This window comes from Streptomyces sp. NPDC006458, assembly GCF_040612135.1.
Taxonomy (GTDB): Bacteria; Actinomycetota; Actinomycetes; order Streptomycetales; family Streptomycetaceae; genus Streptomyces.
On the sequence record NZ_JBEXPR010000004.1, the window covers coordinates 48,135 to 68,027 of the forward strand.

General features: G+C 71.9%; 2 protein-coding genes. Both read right to left on the reverse strand.

Going from position 1 to position 19,893, the window contains the following annotated elements:
- Positions 1–3,888: type I polyketide synthase (locus ABZZ79_RS07020; RefSeq protein ID WP_356687295.1), on the reverse strand; the 3,888-nt coding region annotated here is incomplete at its 3' end.
- Positions 3,889–4,166: 278 nt separating this feature from the next.
- Positions 4,167–19,763, reverse strand: coding sequence for a type I polyketide synthase (locus ABZZ79_RS07025; protein WP_356687297.1), 15,597 nt, complete (start codon positions 19,761–19,763; stop codon positions 4,167–4,169).
- Positions 19,764–19,893 lie beyond the last annotated feature (130 nt).

Below are 19,893 nucleotides of genomic sequence, written 5' to 3' on the forward strand. Positions count from 1 at the left end.
CACGGACTTGGGGTGGGCCGGGATGCCGGTGCCGTCCGCGGACTTGGGGTGGGCCGGGATACCGGCGCCGTCCACGGACTTGGGGTGGGCCGGGATGCCGGTGCCGTCCGCGGACTTGGGGTGGGCCGGGATACCGGCGCCGTCCACGGACTTGGGGTGGGCCGGGATTGCGAGGCCGTCCGCGGGCCTTACGTAGGCCGGGACGTCGTCACCGAGGCCGAGCAGGTCCCGGCCGAGCACGGCCAGTTGACCGGGTGCGGCGGCCGGAGCCGGTCCCGGCACCCAGTCGAGCCGCAACAGCCCGTCGCGGCCCCGGCTCGCGGCGAGGCGGTCGGCGGGGACCCGCTCCCAGGTGACGGCGTCCACGGAGAGCACCGGCAGGCCGTCCGCGTCCGCGAGGATCAGCGTCGAGCCGTTTCCCGGTGCGGGCGCGATCCGCACCCGCACCGCGCGGGCACCGGTGGTGTGGGCGCACACACCCTTCCAGGCCGCGGGCAGCATCGGCTCCTGTCCGGGCCGTTCCATCAGGTCCAGGTGCAGGGCGGCGTCCAACAGCGCCGGATGGAGCACGAACTCCTCGCCCTCGCCCGCGGTGGCCTCGTCCAGGGCCACCTCGGCGAACAGCTCCTCACCGCGGCGCCAGGCGGCCGTGACGCCCTGGTGGAGGGGACCGTAGCCGTGACCACGGCTCAGCAGGCGGTCGTACCCCTCCTCGATGTCGAGGGGCTGCGCACCCGGCGGCGGCCAGGCGCCCGTCTCAGCCGGCGGTTCGACGGGGCCGGCGGCGAGCACCCCCGTCGCGTGGCTGGTCCACGGCTGCTCGGGGTCGTCGGGCCGGGAGTGGATCGTCAGCGTCCGCCGCCCGTCGTCGTCCGGTGCGCCCAGCCGCAGCCGGAGGGCGAGCCCTCCTTGTCCGGGTAGAACCAGCGGCTCCTGGGCCGACAGGTCGAGCAGGAGCGGGCAGCCCGCCTGCTCGCCCGCCGCGAGCGCCAGCTCGACGAGACCGGCACCGGGGAACACCGTGCTGTCGAGCAGCTCGTGCTCCCCCAGCCAGGGCCGCAGCTCGCGGGACAGCCGTCCGGTGAGCAGGATCTCCGCGCTGTCGGGGCTCGGTACGGACGCGCGCAGGAACGGGTGGGCGACCGTGTCCAGCCCGGCACCGGACACCACTCCGTCGGACGTGGGCGCGTTCAGCCAGTAGCGCCGCCGCTGGAAGGCGTACGTGGGCAGGTCGACGCGGCATGCGCCCGTACCGGCGTAGAAGGCCGCCCAGTCCACGGCCGCACCGCTGGCGTGCAGTTGGGCGACGGCGGTGACCACGGTGACCGGCTCGGGGCGGTTGCGGCGTCCGGCCGCCGCGAGTACGACGTGCTCGGCGTCGACGCTCTGCCGCGCGGCCCCGGTCAGCACCGCGTCCGGGCCCAGCTCCAGGTATCGGGTGACGCCCTGCGTGTCCAGGAACCGCACGGCGTCGGCGAACCGGACGGCTTCGCGGACCTGGCGCACCCAGTACTCCGGGTCCGTCCACTCCGTGGCCGGTTCACCGGTCACCGTGGAAACGACCGCGAGACGCGGCTGTTCGTAGGTGAGCTGCTCGGCGATCTTGCGGAAGTCCGCGAGCATCGGCTCCATCAGCGGCGAGTGGAAGGCGTGGGACACAGCCAGTCGCGTCGTCCTGCGGCCCTCGGCGTCCAGACGGGCCGCGATCGGCATGACCGCGTCCTCGGCCCCGGAGATCACCACCGCCTGCGGGCCGTTGACCGAGGCGATGCCCACCTCGTCGGAGAGCAGCGGACGTACCTCGTCCTCGCTCGCCCGCACCGCGACCATCGCACCACCGGCGGGCAGGCATTGCATCAACCGGCCTCTTGCCGCGACGAGTTGGGCGGCATCGGGCAGGGACAGCACCCCGCCGACGTGGGCAGCGGCGAGTTCGCCCACGGAGTGGCCGGCCAGGAAGTCAGGGCTGAGCCCCCAGGACTCCACCAGCCGGAACAGCGCCACCTCGTACGCGAACAACGCGGGCTGCGCGTACCCGGTCCGGTTCAGCAGCTCCTGGTCCTCGCCCCACATGACATCCCGCAGTGGACGGTCCAGGTGGGCGTCCAGCTCCGCGGCCACCGCGTCGAACGCGGCGGCGAACGCCGGGTACGCGGCGTGCAGTTCACGTCCCATCCCCAGAAGCTGGGCACCCTGGCCGGTGAACAGGAACGCCGAGCGGCCGGTACGACGCGCGGTGCCCAGCACGACGGACGGGTCGGAGGCGCCCTCGGCCAGCGCGGTCAGCCCACGCCGCAGTTCAGCCAGGTCGGCGCCGACGACCACGGCACGGTGCTCGAATCCCGCCCGGGAGGTCGCCAGCGAGTAGGCCACGTCCAGCACCTCGTGCTCGGCGGCGAGCGGGAACAGGTTCCGGGCCTGAGCGGTCAGCGCTGTCGGCGTCTTCCCGGACAGCACCCACGGAACGACCGGCAGCGAGACCGGCTCGTCGTCGGCTGCCCCGTCCTGGTCGCTCCGATCGCCCTGATCGCCCGCCGGAGCCTCCTCCACGATCACATGCGCGTTGGTCCCGCTCATGCCGAACGAGGAGACGCCCGCCCGGCGCGGACGCCCCCGGTCCGGCCAGGCGACCGGTTCGGTGAGCAGCTCGACGGCGCCCTCCGACCAGTCGACGTGCGGTGAGGGCTCGTCGATGTGCAGTGTCTTGGGCAGCCGGCCGTGCTCGATGGCCTTGACCATCTTGATGATGCCCGCGGTGCCCGCCGCGGCCTGCGCGTGGCCGATGTTGGACTTGACCGAGCCGAGCCACAGCGGATGGCCCTCGGGGCGGTCCTGGCCGTAGGTGGCGAGCAGGGCCTGCGCCTCGATCGGGTCACCCAGCCGCGTTCCCGTACCGTGCGCCTCCACCGCGTCCACCTCGGCGGTGGACAGACCCGCGTCGGCCAGCGCCTGGCGGATGACCCGCTGCTGTGACGGTCCGTTGGGGGCCGTGAGACTGCTGGACGCGCCGTCCTGGTTCACGGCGGAGCCGCGGATCACGGCGAGCACCCGGTGCCCGTTGCGCCGGGCGTCCGACAGCCGCTCCAGCAGCAGCATCGCGGAGCCCTCGGAGCACGCGACTCCGTCCGCGGCCGCCGCGAACGACCTCGACCTGCCGTCGGAGGCGAGCCCGCGCTGCTCGCTGAAGTACACGAACATGTCGGGGGTGGACATGACCGTCACACCGCCGGCGAGCGCGAGGCCGCAGTCGCCGCGACGCAGTGCCTGGGCGGCCCAGTGAAGCGCCACGAGTGACGACGAGCAGGCCGTGTCGACGCTGACGGCCGGGCCCTCCAGACCCAGCGTGTACGCGACTCTGCCGGAGACGAGGCTGCCGCCGCTGGAGCTTGCGGCGGCACGGCCCATCGCGTAATCGTGGTACATCACTCCGGCGAAGACACCGGTCGGGCTGCCCTTCAGCGACGCCGGATCGATCCCGGCCCGCTCGAACGCCTCCCAGGAGACCTCCAGGAGGAGCCTCTGCTGCGGGTCCATCCCCAGCGATTCGTTCGGGGCGATGCCGAAGAAGTCGCCGTCGAAGTCCGCGGCGCCCTGGAGGAAGCCGCCCTGACGCGCGTATGTCCTGCCGGGCTTGCCCGGCTCCGGGTCGTACACGCCCTCGTCCCAGCCGCGGTCGGACGGGAACTCCGAGATGGCGTCCACGCCGTCCGCGACGAGACGCCACAGATCCTCCGGTGAATTCACACCGCCCGGATACCGGCATGCCATTCCGATGACGGCAATCGGTTCGCCGGCCTGCCGCTCATGCTCGGCGAGCCGTTTCCGAGCGTCACGCAAATCGGCAGTGGCTCTTTTCAGGTATTCGAGAAGCCTCTGCTCGTTGTTCACCGAGGTCCACTCCTCACGGTCAAGGATCTGTGACGGCCGGCGGCCGCGGAAGGTCGGAGAGTTCGGGAATGGATTTCTCGGCGTCGAGCCCCTCCAGTCGAAGTTTCACTGGACCGGCGCCCGGAGGGCAGAGACCTCAGCCCTTTCAGGAGGCTACTGACCACCCCTGGGAGGGCCAACCCTTATCGGACCCCAGTCACCCCTAGTCGGACTGCTGGGGTCCGGAGAAACAGCTGGTCAAAAGCGATGTGTCCGGCACCGGCGGGCTCGCCGCCCGCTCACTGGGCGGGGGTCTCCAGTTCACCGTCCAGGACGTCGAACAGTTCGTCCGCCGTCATCTCGCTCAGGTCGGTTCCGGTGGCATTTTCCGCGATCCCGTCGGCGATGCCGTCCGGCTCACGGTGACTGCTGACCCAGGTCGCCGTCAACGCCCGCAGTCTGTTCGCGATCCGGTCGCGCTCCTTTGCGTCGGGGTTCGCTCTCGTCAGCAGCGACTCCAGTGCGGCAAGTTCGGTATCGACCGCCGTGAGAGAGATCGACGTACTGTCGGCCGGACCCAGCAACCCGTGAATATGGTCGGCGACGGCACCGGCGAACGGATAGTCGAACACGAGTGTCGCGGGCAGCCGCAGCCCGGTGACCTGGTTGAGCTGATTGCGCAGTTCGATGGCCGACAGCGAGTCGAAGCCCAACTCGCCGAAGGCGCGGTCGGGTTCGACGTCGTCCCCGGACGCATGCCCCAGGACGCCCGCGACGTGTGCACGGACGGTGTCCAGCACGACTCGGGCGCGCTCGTCGTCTCCGAGCCCGGCGAGCCGCTGCCGCAACGCCTCGGCCTCCGCCCGCCCGGTGTCCGCCGCCCTTCTCCGCATCGCGGGCACCAACCCCCGCAACAGGGCGGGCACTTCGTCGGTACGGTCACGCAGGGCCGCGGTGTCCACCCGCAAGGGAACGAGAGCCGCCGGCCCCGCCGAGAGGGAGGTGTCGAACAAGCGCAGGGCCTCCTGCTCCGAGAGCGCCGGGGTGCCCGAACGCCGCAGACGTTCCAGGTCGGCCTCGCCCAGTTCAGCGGCCAGGCCGGTGTTCACGTCCCACAGGCCGTACGCCATCGACGTCGCGGGCAACCCCGAGGCCCGGCGTTGCTGCGCCAGCGCGTCCAGGAAGACGTTCGCCGCGGCGTAACTGCCCTGGCCCGCCGCCATCACCAGACCACCGGCCGAGGAGAACATCACGAAAGCCGTCAGATCGAGATCGCGCGTCAGCTCGTGAAGATGCCACGCCGCGTCCGCCTTCGGTGCCAGCACGGCACCGAACCGCTCCGGCGTCAGCGCCCCCACCAGGCCGTTGTCCGCCACACCCGCCACATGCACCACACCCCGCAGAGGATGCTCCGCCGGGACCCTGGCCAGCACAGCTTCCAGAGCCACACGGTCCGACACGTCGCACGCCGCGACCGTGACCTCGGCGCCCAGCGCGGCCAGTTCGTCCCGCAGTTCCGCGGCGCCCGGCGCGTCCGGGCCACGACGGCTGGTCAGCACCAGATGACGCACTCCGTGCTCCGCCACCAGATGCCGGGCCACCAGCGCGCCGAGACCACCGGTACCGCCCGTGACCAGCACCGTGCCGCCGGCGTCCCACAGCTCCGTCTCCGGTGCCGCAGCGCCGACGCGCACCAGCCGCGGCACGAACACCTGCCCGGCACGGACCGCCAACTCGGGCTCACCCGACGCCAGCGCCGCGCCGAGACCGGTGCAGGTGGCCGTCGGCTCGTCACTGTCCACCAGGACGAACCGGCCCGGGTTCTCCGCCTGCGCCGCCCGCACCAGACCCCACACCGGAGCCTGTGCCACGTCCACCGACTCCCCGTCCGCGACGGCCACGGCGGCCCGCGTCACCACCGCGAGCGTCGCGTCCGCGAACCGCTCATCGGCCAGCCAGTCCTGCACCGCATCGAGCACACGCCGGATGGTCTCGCGAACCGTAACCGGGACGTCGTTCGTGCCGCCGGAATCATCGGCACACTCGAAGACCACGGTCCCCGACACCGCTCCCTCGGCGGGCAGTTGATCCCACGCGGTCCACTCCGTCGCCGCGCCGCTCACCTGCGGAACATTCCACTCGACGCGGAACAGCGAGTCATCCGCGTCCCGACTCAACTGCTCCGCGGACACCGGACGCGAGACCAGGGTCTCCACGGACAGCACCGGGTCGCCGTTCCGGTCGGAGACGAGCAGCGCGATTCCGTCCGACTGGGCCGCCGGAGCGATATGGACCCGTACCGCCGAGGCGCCTGAGGCGTGCAGTTCGACTCCGTTCCACGCGAACGGCAGCATCGTCTTGCCGCCGCTGTCCCGCTCGGGAACGCCCAGCAGAACGGCGTGCAGGGCGGCGTCGAGCAGAGCAGGGTGCATCCCGAACCGGCCCGCCTCCTCATGCGCCGACTCCGGTAGCGCGACCTCGGCGAAGAGCTCGTCGCCGCGCCGCCAGACCCGCTGCAGACCCTGGAAGACGGGCCCGTACACGTACCCCAGCCCGGCCAGCCGCTCGTAGGCACCTTCCACATCCACCACATCCGCACCCGCCGGCGGCCACTCACCGACATCGGCGGTCGCCGTGGCGGGGGTCCGCGGCCCCGATGTGAGCACGCCCTCCGCATGCAGCGTCCAGGCGCTGTCCGGCTGACCCTCCGCTCGCGAGTGCACCGTCACCGTGCGGCGCCCGGACTCGTCCGCGGCCCCGACGACGACCTGCACCTGCGCGCCGCCGTGCCGGGCCAGCACCAGCGGGGCCCGCAGGGTCAGCTCCTCCAGTACGTCACACCCCACCTGGTCCCCCGCATGGACCGCCAGCTCCACAAAGCCCGTCCCGGGGAGCAGCACACTGCCCAGCACTTCATGATCACCGATCCAGGCGTGCCCTGCCAGCGACAGTCGCGCGGTGAACGTCACCGCATCCGAGTCCATCACCGGCACCGCAGCGGCCAGCACCGGGTGATCCAGGGCCATCTGGCCGACCGCCGAGGCGTCCGTAATCGGCTTGACCGGCTCCACCCAATAGCGCTCCCGCTGGAAGGCGTACGTGGGCAGTTCGACGCGGCGGGCGCCGGTTCCGGCGAAGAACGCCGCCCAGTCGACGGCCACGCCGTGCGAGTGCAGCTGAGCCAGAGCGGTGACCAGGGATTCCGGCTCCGGTCGGCTACGGCGCGACGCCGCCGCCAGCATCGCCTGCTCGCCGGTGACCGACTGCTGAGCCAGTCCCGTCAGCACGGCGTCCGGGCCCAACTCCAGGAACCTGCTGACTCCTTCGGCCTCCAGGGAGCTGACCGCGTCCGAGAAGCGAACAGCGTCCCGGACCTGGCGCACCCAGTACTCCGGGTCCGTCAACTCCGTGGCCGGGGCGCCCGTCACCGTCGACACGACCGGTATGCGCGGCTGCTCGTAGGCGAGTTGCCCGGCCACCTTGCGGAAGTCCGCGAGCATCGGCTCCATCAGAGGCGAGTGGAAGGCGTGGGAGACCGCGAGTCGGGTCGTCCTCCGCCCCTCGCCATCGAGGCGGGCAGCGATCCGCATGACCGCGTCCTCGGCCCCTGAGACCACCACCGCCCGGGGGCCGTTGACCGCCGCGACACCCACCCCGTCGGTGAGCAGGGGACGCACCTCGTCCTCGGTCGCCTGCACCGCCACCATCGCACCACCGGCGGGCAGCGCCTGCATCAGCCGGCACCGCGCCGCCACCAGCATCGCGGCGTCAGACAGGGACAGCACCCCGGCGACATGCGCGGCAGCCAGCTCCCCGATGGAGTGCCCGGTCACGAAGTCCGGCCGCACACCCCACGACTCCACCAGCCGGAACAACGCCACCTCGAACGCGAACAACGCAGGCTGCGCGTACCCGGTCCGGTTCAGCAGCTCCTGGTCCTCACCCCACACGACATCCCGCAGCGGACGGTCGAGGTGGGCGTCCAGCTCCGCCACCACGGCATCGAAAGCCGCAGCGAAGACCGGGAAGGCCGCGTGCAGTTCACGCCCCATCCCCAGTCGCTGCGCCCCCTGCCCCGTGAACAGGAACGCCGACCGGCCCGTACGACGCGCCGTGCCCAGCACCAACCCCCGGTTCGACTCACCGGCCGCCAACGCGTCCAACCCACGCCGCAGTTCGTCCAGGTCGGTGCCGACGACCGCGGCGCGATACTCGAAGCCCGCGCGGGAGGTCGCCAGCGAGTACGCCACGTCCAGCATGTCGTGCTCGGACTGGAGCAGCAGCTTCCGGGCCTGATCCGCCAGCGCGGCCGGCGTCCTGCCCGACAGCACCCAGGGAATCACGGGCAGCCGGACTTCGGCTGCCGGGGCCTCGACCTCGGCCGGGACCGCCTCGACGATCACATGCGCGTTGGTGCCGCTCAGACCGAACGAGGAGATGCCCGCCCGGCGCGGACGGTCACGCTCCGGCCAGACGACCGCCTCCGTCAGCAGCGCGACATTGCCCTCACTCCAGTCCACCTGCGCGCTCGGCTCGTCGACGTGCAGCGTCCGCGGCAACACACCATGCCGCATCGCCATCACCATCTTGATGATCCCCGCCACACCGGCCGCCGCCTGGGTGTGACCCATGTTCGACTTGATCGACCCCAGCCACAGCGGCTGATCGTCCGGCCGGTCCTGGCCGTACGTCGCGAGCAGCGCCTGCGCCTCGATCGGATCGCCCAGGACCGTCCCGGTGCCATGCGCCTCGACCGCGTCCACGTCGGCGCTGGAGAGACCCGCGTTGGCCAGCGCCTGCCGGATCACCCGTCGCTGGGCGGGGCCGTTCGGGGCCGTGAGGCCGTTCGACGCGCCGTCCTGGTTCACGGCGCTGCCCGGTACGACCGCCAGCACCGGGTGCCCGTTGCGCCGGGCGTCGGACAGCCGCTCCAGCAGCAGCACACCGGCACCCTCGCCCCAGCCGGTGCCACTCGCGGACGTGGCGAACGACCTGCAGCGGCCATCGGGGGCAAGGCCCCGCTGCTCGCTGAAGTACACCAGGGTGTCGGGGGTTCCCATCACGGTCACGCCACCGGCCAGGGCGAGCGAGCACTCGCCCGACCGCAGCGCCTGCGCCGCAAGGTGGAGCGAGACGAGCGACGACGAGCACGCCGTATCGACCGTGAGCGCTGGTCCTTCCAGGCCCAGGGTGTAGGCGACGCGGCCGGAGACGAAGCTGCCCGCGCTGCCGCCACCGCCGTAGTCGTGGTACATCACGCCCGCGAAAACACCCGTCGAGCTGCCCTTCAGCGAGGCCAGATCGATACCGGCCCGCTCGAACGCCTCCCAGGACGTCTCCAGCAGCAGCCGCTGCTGCGGGTCCATCACCAGCGCCTCACGCGGTGCGATCCCGAAGAAGTCGCTGTCGAACTCAGCGGCGTCGTGGAGGAAGCCGCCCGCCCGGGTGTACGTCTTGCCGGGCTTGCCGAACTCCGGGTCGTACACGTTCTCGTCCCAGCCGCGGTCGGCGGGGAGGTCCGAGATCGCGTCGACGCCGTCGGCGACCAGCCGCCACAGGTCCTCAGGCGTGGCCACCCCACCGGGATAGCGGCACGCCATGGCGACGATCGCGATCGGGTCGGCCTCCCAGTCATCTCGTACCGCGTTCCGTGCGACGGGTGCGGCGATGATGTCCTCGGCGCCGTCCAGGAGTACAAGAACGTGGTCGGCGACAGCCTGGGCCGTGGGCTGATCGAACACGAGCGTCGCTGGCAGGCGCAGCCCGGTCGCCGTGTTCAACGCGTTCCGCAACTCCACCGCGGCCAGCGAGTCGAACCCCAGCTCCTCGAACGCCCGATCCGGCTCGATGGCATCGGCGGAGGCGTGTCCGAGCACCGCGGCCACTTGGCGGCGTACGAGATCGAGCACGAGGCGGCCGCGTTCGGCCATGTCCAGGCCTGCCAGCTCCCGGCCCAGCCCGCTCCCTCCCCCACTCGCCGCGGCTCGCGCGAGGCGTCGGCCGGGCACCAGCCCCCGCAACAGCGCCGGGACCTCCCCACCACGCTCACCCAGCACCGACACATCCACCCGCACCGGCACCACCGCCGCAAGACCGGACCCCACCCCGGCATCGAACAGACCCAGACCCTCCGAAGCCGACAACGCAGGCATCCCCGCCCGCCGCATCCGCTCCCCGTCCACCACGGACAACCCCGCACCAAGCCCCGCATCAACCGCCCACAACCCGAACGCCATCGACGTCGCAGGCAACCCCAGCGCCTGACGCTCAAGCGCCAACGCGTCCAGGAACGCGTTCGCCGCCGCATAGTTCGCCTGCCCCGTCGACCCCAACGTCCCCGCCAGCGAAGAGAACAGCACGAAAGCACCCAGATCGAGATCACGCGTCAGCTCATGCAGATGCCACGCCGCATCCGCCTTCGGCGTCAGCACCGCATCCATCTCATCAGAACCCAGCGACGACACCAGACCATCCCGCAGCACACCAGCCGCATGCACCACACCCCGCAACGGATGCACGGACGAGACACCCGCAAGCAGCCCGGCCAGCGCCTCACGATCGGCGACGTCACACGCCGCGACCGTGACCTCGGCACCCAACTCGGCAAGTTCGGCCCGTAGTTCGGCTGCGCCCGGAGCGTCCGGACCGCGACGGCTGGTCAGCACCAGGTGCCGCACTCCGTGCTCCGTCACCAGGTGCCGGGCCACCAGCGCGCCCAGACCACCCGTGCCGCCGGTGATCAGCACGGTGCCGTCGGTGTCCCACAGCTCCGTCTCCGGTGCCGCAGCCCCGACGCGCACCAGCCGGGGCACGAACACCCGCCCCTCACGGACCGCCAGCTCGGGCTCACCGGACGCCAGCGCCGCACCCAGACCGGTGAACGACCCCGCCGGTCCGTCGCTGTCCAGCAGCACGAAACGGCCCGGATTCTCCGCCTGCGCCGCCCGCACCAGACCCCACACCGGAGCCTGCACCACATCCACCGGCGCACCGTCCGACACAGCCACCGCGCCCCGCGTCACCACCACCAGCGTCGCACCCGCGAACCGCTCGTCAGCCAGCCACTCCCGCACCACTCCCAGGACCCGATGCGTCATGCCGCGTACCGCAGCCGGAACGTCCTCCACCGCACCGGGGTTGCACTCAAAGACCACCGTCCCCGACGCCGCTCCCTGGGCAGGCAGTTGATCCCACCCGCTCCACTCCGCCGCGCCAGAATCCTCGCCCGGCAACGCATTCCACGCGATACGGAACAACGACTCCTCACCCGGCGCGTTCAGCTGCCCGGCCGACACCGGACGGCCGACCACCGAGCCGACCGACACCACCGGCCGACCCATACCGTCCGCCGCTTCCAGTGTCAGACTGCCTTGCTGCGCGCCAGGCGAGACACGCACCCGCAAGGCCGAAGCCCCTGTCGCGTGCATCACCACTCTGTTCCAGGCGAACGGCAGTACGGGTTCACCGCCCTCCGTGCCACCGACCAGCGCCACATGCATCGCCGCGTCCAACAGCGCCGGATGAATGCCGAACCCCTGCGCCTCCCCGTGCTCCGACTCCGGAAGCGCGACCTCGGCGAACAGCTCATCCCCACGCCGCCACGCCCGCTCAAGCCCCTGGAACACCGGCCCATAGCGGTAACCCAGTCCGGCCAGACCCTCGTAGGCCCCCTCCACAACCACCGGCTCCGCACCCACCGGCGGCCACTGCGACAACTCGAACGACGCCACCGACCCGCCCGGCGCCAGCACACCCTCCGCGTGCAACACCCACAGACCGTCCGACCGGTCCTCCGCACGCGCATGCACGCTCACCGTCCGCCGACCCGACCCGTCCGCGGCACCCACCACCACCTGGACCTGCACACCACCCGACTCCGGCAGCAGCAAGGGAGCCCGCAGCGCCAGCTCCTCCAGCACCCCACAGCCCACCCGGTCTCCCGCCCAGGCCGCCAGCTCCACAAATCCCGTACCCGGCAGCAGCACACGCCCCAGCACCGCGTGATCGGCGATCCACCCCTGCGCGCCCACCGCCACCCGGCCCGTGAACGTCACACCGTCCGAATCCGGCGAGGGCACCACAGCACCCAACAACGGATGCCCGGCAGACACCAGGCCGACGCCCTCCGCTTCGCCCCCGGCAGAGGGCGCGTTCATCCAGAAACGCTGCCGCTGGAAGGCATAGGTCGGCAGTTCGACGCGGCGGGCCCCGGTCCCGGCGAAGAACGCCTCCCAGTCCACTGCCGCACCCTGCGCGTACAGGCCCGCCAGCGCGGTGAGGAGGGTGTCCGGCTCCGAACGGTTACGCCGCGACGCCGCGAACAGCACCGCGTCCTCGGACTTCACGCTCTGGCGGGCCATCCCGGTCAGCACCCCGTCCGGGCCCAACTCCAGGAACTGGCTGACTCCTTCGGCCTCCAGCGTGCGCACCGCGTCCGCGAACCGGACCGCCTCCCGGACCTGGCGCACCCAGTACTCCGGGTCCGCCCACTCCGTGGCCGCGACGCCAGTCACCGTGGACACAACCGGTATGCGCGGCTGCTCGTAGGCGAGTTGCCCGGCCACCTCACGGAACTCCGCGAGCATCGGCTCCATCAGAGGCGAGTGGAAGGCGTGCGAGACCGCGAGTCGCGTCGCCTTCCGTCCCTCGGCCTCCAGATGGGCCGCGATCCGCATGACCGCGTCCTCGGCTCCGGAGATCACCACCGCCTGAGGGCCGTTGACCGCCGCGACACCCACCTCGTCGGTGAGCAGCGGCCGTACCTCCTCCTCACTCGCCTGCACCGCGACCATCGCACCGCCGGCGGGCAGCGCCTGCATCAGCCGGCCCCGCGCCGCCACCAGCATCGCCGCGTCAGACAGGGACAGCACCCCGGCCACGTGCGCGGCGGCGAGTTCACCGATGGAGTGCCCGGCCACGAAGTCCGGCCGCACACCCCACGACTCCACCAACCGGAACAACGCCACCTCGAACGCGAACAACGCGGGCTGCGCGTACCCGGTCCGGTTCAGCAGTTCCTCGTCCTCGCCCCAGACCACCTCGGACAGCGGACGGTCCAGGTGTCTGTCCAGTTCCCCGGCCACGGCGTCGTAGGCGGCGGCGAACGCCGGGTACGCGGCGTGCAGTTCACGCCCCATCCCCAGTCGCTGCGCCCCCTGTCCGGTGAACAGGAACGCCGACCTGCCCGTACGACGCGCCGTACCCAGCACCACACCCGGGTCCGACTCACCGGACGAGAGTGCCGTCAACCCACGCCGCAAATCGTCAAGGTCCCTGCCGACGACCACCGCGCGGTTCTCGAAGCCCGCGCGGGAGGTCGCCAGCGAGTAGGCCACGTCCAGCACATCGTGCTCAGCAGTGACCGGAAGCAGGCTCCGGGCCTGAGCGGTCAGCGCGGCCGGTGTCCTGCCCGAAAGCACCCAGGGAACGACCGGCACCGACACCGGCACCGGTTCCTCGGCCACGGCCTCAGCCTCCGCCAGGACCGCCTCGACGATCACATGGGCGTTGGTGCCGCTCAGGCCGAACGAGGAGATGCCCGCCCGGCGCGGACGGTCACGCTCCGGCCAGACGACAGCCTCGGTCAGCAGCGCTACATTGCCCTCGCTCCAGTCCACCTGCGCGCTCGGCTCGTCGACATGCAGCGTCCGCGGCAGCACACCGTGCCGCATCGCCATCACCATCTTGATGATCCCCGCCGCACCGGCCGCCGCCTGGGTGTGACCCATGTTCGACTTGATCGACCCCAGCCACAGCGGCTCGTCCTCGGGCCGGTCCTGGCCGTACGTCGCGAGCAGCGCCTGCGCCTCGATCGGATCACCCAGCCGCGTACCCGTACCGTGCGCCTCGACCGCGTCCACATCGGCACTCGACAGACCCGCGTTCGCCAACGCCTGCCGGATCACCCGACGCTGCGACGGACCGTTCGGAGCCGTCAGACCATTCGACGCACCGTCCTGATTCACCGCGCTGCCCCGCACCACCGCAAGCACCGGATGCCCATGACGCCGCGCATCCGACAAACGCTCCAGCAACAGCACACCAGCACCCTCGCCCCACGCAACCCCGTCCGCGGCATCCGCGAACGACTTGCAGCGGCCGTCGGCGGCGAGTCCGCGCTGCTCGCTGAAGTACACGAGGGTGTCGGGGGTTCCCATCACGGTCACGCCACCGGCCAGGGCGAGCGAGCACTCTCCCGAACGCAGCGCCTGCGCCGCAAGGTGGAGCGAGACGAGCGACGACGAGCACGCGGTGTCCACCGTCAGGGCGGGACCTTCCAGGCCCAGCGTGTAGGCCACCCGGCCGGAGACGAAGCTGCCCGCGCTGCCACCGCCGTAGTCGTGGTACATCACGCCCGCGAAGACACCCGTCGAGCTGCCCTTCAGCGAGGCGGGATCGATCCCGGCCCGCTCCAGGGCCTCCCACGACGTCTCCAGCAGCAGCCGCTGCTGCGGGTCCATCACCAGCGCCTCACGTGGCGAGATCGCGAAGAAGTCGTTGTCGAACTCGTCGGCGTCGTGGAGGAAACCGCCCTCACGGCTGTAGCTCTTGCCCGGCGTGCCGGGCTGGGGGTCGTAGATGCCGGGGTCCCAGCCCCGGTTTCCGGGAAGCTCCGTAACGGCGTCGACGCCGTCGGCGACCAGCCGCCACAGGTCCTCCGGCGTGGCCACCCCGCCCGGGAAGCGGCAGGCCATCGAGACGATGACGATGGGGTCGGCGTCGACGTCGGCTCGTCGGTCGGCGGGTGCGGCGCTGGTGTCCTCGGCGCCGTCGAGAAGGGCGAGGATGTGGTCGGTGACCGCCTGGGCCGTCGGCTGATCGAATATCAGCGTCGCCGGCAGGCGCAGCCCGGTCGCCGTGTTCAACGCGTTCCGCAACTCCACCGCGGCCAGCGAGTCGAACCCCAGCTCCTCGAACGCCCGATCCGGCTCGATGGCATCGGCGGAGGCGTGTCCGAGCACCGCGGCCACTTGGCCCCGCACCAACTCCAGCACCGCTCGGCCGCGCTCGCCCTCCGACAACCCGGCCAGTCGAGCCCGCAACACCGGCGCATTCACTGCCCCGGCTCGCGCGAGGCGTCGGCCGGGCACCAGCCCCCGCAACAGCGCCGGGACCCCCTCACCACGCTCGCCCAGCACCGACACATCCACCCGCACCGGCACCACCGCCGCAAGACCGGACCCCACCCCGGCATCGAACAGACCCAGACCCTCCGAAGCCGACAACGCAGGCATCCCCGCCCGCCGCATCCGCTCACCGTCCACAGCGGACAACCCCGCACCAAGCCCCGCATCCACCGCCCACAACCCGAACGCCATCGACGTCGCAGGCAACCCCAGCGCCTGACGCTCAAGCGCCAACGCGTCCAGGAACGCGTTCGCCGCCGCATAGTTCGCCTGCCCCGTCGACCCCAACGTCCCCGCCAGCGACGAGAACAGCACGAAAGTACCCAGATCGAGGTCACGCGTCAGCTCGTGCAGATGCCACGCCGCATCCGCCTTCGGCGCCAGCACCGCATCCATCTCATCAGAACCCAGCGACGACACCAGACCATCCCGCAGCACACCAGCCGCATGCACCACACCCCGCAACGGATGCACGGACGAGACACCCGCAAGCAGCCCCGCCAGCGCCTCACGATCAGCGACGTCACACGCCACCACCGCCACCTTCGCGCCCAACTCGGCCAGCTCGGCACGCAGTTCCGCCGCTCCCGGAGCATCCAGGCCGCGACGGCTGGCCAGCACCAGATGCCGCACTCCTTGCTCCGTCACCAGGTGCCGGGCCACCAGGGCGCCCAGACCACCCGTGCCGCCGGTGATCAGCACGGTGCCGTCGGTGTCCCAAAGCTGCGACGAGGACTCCTCCGCCGAGACCCGCGTCAGCCGGGGCACGAAAACCTGCCCGGCACGGACCGCCAGCTCGGGCTCACCGGACGCCAGCGCCACACCCAGACCGGTGAACGACCCCACCGGACCGTCGCAGTCCAGCAGCACCAAACGGCCCGGATTCTCCGCCTGCGCCGCCCGCACCAGACCCCACACCGGAGCCTGCACCACATCCACCGGCGCACCGTCCGACACGGCCACCGCGCCCCGCGTCACCACCACCAGCGTCGCACCCGCGAACCGCTCATCGGCCAGCCACTCCTGTACGACTCTCAGCACGCGCAGGGTCGCCTCGCGAACGGCGGACAGCACCTCGCCACCCGGGACGGCCCACTCAAGGACCACTGTCCCCGACACCGGCCCCTCGGCGGGCAGTTGATCCCAGGCCCTCCACTCCGCCCCGGCGGAGACACCACCCGGCAACGCATTCCACCCGACGCGGTACAGCGACTCCTCACCCGGCGCGTTCAGCTGCCCGGCCGACACCGGACGCCCCACGACCGAGCCGACCGACACCACCGGCCGACCCACCGCATCCGCCACCTCCAGCGTCAGACTCTCCGACGTCGGACGCGTCAACCGCACCCGCACCCTGTAAGCCCCCACCGCATGCAGCCGCACGTCGTTCCACACGAACGGCAGCACCGGCTCACCGCCCTCAGTGCCACCGACCAGCGCCACATGCATCGCCGCGTCCAACAGCGCCGGATGAACCCCGAACCGCGCCGCGTCACCAGCCGCCTGCTCCGGAAGCGCGACCTCGGCGAACAGCTCATCCCCACGCCGCCACGCCCGCTCAAGCCCCCGGAACACCGGCCCATAGCGGTAACCCAGCTCCGACAAGCCCTCGTACGCACCCTCAAGGTCGAGTACGTCCGCACCCGCCGGCGGCCACTGCGACAACTCGAACGACGCCACCGACCCGCCCGGCGCCAGCACACCCTCCGCGTGCAACACCCACAGACCGTCCGACCGGTCCTCCGCACGCGCATGCACGCTCACCGTCCGCCGACCCGACCCGTCCGCGGCACCCACCACCACCTGGACCTGCGCACCACCCGACTCGGCCAGGACCAGGGGAGCGTGCATGGCCAGTTCCTCCAGCACCCCACAGCCGACCTGGTCGCCGGCTCTGCTCGCCAGCTCCACAAAGCCGGTGCCGGGGAAGAGGATCGATTCGCCCACCCGGTGGTCGACCAGCCACGGCTGAACGGACGGGGACAGGCGGCCGGTGAGCACCACACCGTCAGAGTCCGCGAGCATCACGGTGGCGGCGAGCAAGGGGTGGCCCGTCGGCACGAGCCCCGCCGAGGCCACGTCCCCGGTGGCCTGCGGGACGTCGAGCCAGAAGCGTTCACGCTGGAAGGCGTACGTCGGCAGGCCGACCCGGCGGGCCCCGGTCCCGGCGAAGAACGCCTCCCAGTCCACCGGCACGCCACAGGCGTGCAGTTGAGCCACCGCGGTCACCAGCGTCTCGGTCTCCGGGTGGTGACGACGGCACGCCGCCACCAGCACCGCGTCCTCGGACCCGACGCTCTGTCGTCCCATGGCCGTCAGTACCCCATCGGGGCCCAACTCCAGGAAGCCGCTGACCCCTTCGGCCTCCAGCGCGCGCACCGCGTCCGCGAACCGGACCGCCTCACGGACCTGGCGCACCCAGTACCCCGGCTCCGTCAGTTCCGTGGCCGGGGCGCCCGTCACCGTCGACACCACCGGAATCCGCGGCTGGTCGTAGGTGAGCCGGCCGGCGACCTCGCGGAACTCCGCCAGCATCGGCTCCATCAAAGGCGAGTGGAAGGCGTGCGACACCGCCAGCCGCGTCGTCTTCCGGCCCCGGGCCTCGAACTGCGCGGCTATACCCGCCACCGCGTCCTCGGCACCGGAGATCACCACCGCCTGCGGGCCGTTGACCGCGGCGACACCCACCCCGTCGGTGAGCAGCGGCCGTACCTCGTCCTCGCCCGCCTGCACCGCCACCATCGCACCACCGGCGGGCAGCGCCTGCATCAGCCGGCCCCGCGCCGCCACCAACCTCGCCGCATCACCCAGCGACAGCACCCCGGCGACATGCGCGGCGGCCAGCTCCCCGATGGAGTGCCCGGCCACGAAGTCCGGCCGCACACCCCACGACTCCACCAACCGGAACAACGCCACCTCATGCGCAAAAAGCGCCGGTTGCGCATAGCCCGTCCGGTTCAGCAGCTCCTCGTCCTCACCCCACACGACCTCCCGCAACGGACGGTCCAGATGCGCGTCCAACTCCGCCACCACCGCGTCGAACGCCCCAGCGAAGACCGGGAAAGCCGCGTGCAGTTCACGCCCCATGCCCAGACGCTGCGCCCCCTGCCCCGTGAACAGGAACGCCGAGCGACCCGCCCCACGCGCCGTACCCAGCACCACGGCCGGGTCGGTGGCACCCTCCGCCAGGGCGGCCAGCCCACGTCGCAGGGCGTCCGCGTCGGCTCCCACCACCACCGCGCGCTGCTCGAAGCGCGCCCGCGACGCGGCCAGCGAGTACGCCATATCCAGCGCGCGGTGCTCACCGGAAACCGGCAGCAGACGCTCCGCCTGAGCGGTCAGCGCGGCCGCCGTCCTGCCCGACAGCACCCACGGAACGATCGGCAGCCGCACCTCGGTCGCCGGGGCCCCGGATTCGCCGGCCTCCGGCGCCTGTTCCACGATCACGTGGGCGTTCGTGCCGCTGAGGCCGAACGAGGAGACCGCGGCCCGACGGGGTTTGTCGCCGGCCGGCCGCTCCCAGTCGCGGTTGCGGGTGAGGAGGCGTACGTTCCCGGCCGACCAGTCGACCTGCGGGGTGGGCTCGTCCACGTGGAGGGTACGCGGCAGCACCCCGTGCCGCATCGCCATCACCATCTTGATGACGCCGGCCACACCGGCGGCGGCCTGAGCGTGGCCCATGTTCGACTTGACGGAGCCGAGCCACAGGGGCCGGTCCTCCGGGCGGTCCTTGCCGTAGGTGGCCAGGAGCGCCTGCGCCTCGATCGGGTCGCCCAGCCGCGTGCCCGTGCCGTGGGCCTCCACCACGTCGACGTCGGTGGCGGTCAGGCCCGCCGAGGACAGCGCCTGCCGGATGACGCGCTGCTGGGCCGGGCCGTTGGGGGCGGTCATGCCACTGGAGGCGCCGTCCTGGTTGACCGCGGAGCCGCGGATCACGGCGAGCACCGGGTGCCCGTTGCGCCGGGCGTCCGACAGTCGTTCCAGGACCAGGACGCCCGCGCCCTCGGCCCAGCCGGTGCCGTCCGCGGCAGCGGCGAAGGACTTGCAGCGCCCGTCGGGGGCGAGGCCCCGCTGCTCGCTGAAGTAGAGCAGCATCTCCGGCGTGGCCATGACGGTCACACCGCCCGCGAGTGCGAGTTCGCACTCCCCCGCCCGCAGTGCCTGCGCGGCCAGATGCAGGGAGACGAGGGAGGACGAGCAGGCGGTGTCCACGCTGACGGCCGGGCCTTCCAGGCCCAGGGTGTAGGCGACGCGGCCGGAGACGAAGCTGCCGGCGCTGCCGCCGTCGTAGTCGTGGTACATCACACCGGCGTAGACCCCGGTGCGGCTGCCGCGCAGCGTGCCGGGGACGATCCCGGCCCGCTCCAGGGCCTCCCAGCAGACCTCCAGCAGCAGGCGCTGCTGCGGGTCCATCACCAGTGCCTCGCGCGGCGAGATCCCGAAGAACGCGGCGTCGAAGTCGGCGGCGTCGTGGAGGAAGCCGCCCTCGCGGGCGTAGCTCTTGCCGGGCCTGCCGGGTTCCGGGTCGTACACGCCCGGGTCCCAGCCGCGGTCGTCGGGGAAGCCGGACACCACGTCGACGCCGTCGGCGACGAGCCGCCACAGGTCCTCGGGAGCGGCCACCCCGCCGGGGAACCGGCATCCCATGGCGACGACGGCGATCGGCTCGGTGGCGGCGGCGGTCAGGCTGCTGTTCTCCTTGCGCAGCCGCTGGTTCTCCAGCAGGGACCGGCGCAGTGCTTCGGCGACCTGCTCAACAGATGTGTTCACTTCACCCTCGAATCCGCTCGATCCACCACGAGATCCAGCACGGGATCGGCCGCGATCGTCGTGGTGGGATCCGGTTCGATCCCGCACGACGTCCCCTCAGGTCCCGCGCGTAGTGCCGTTCCATGCGTGC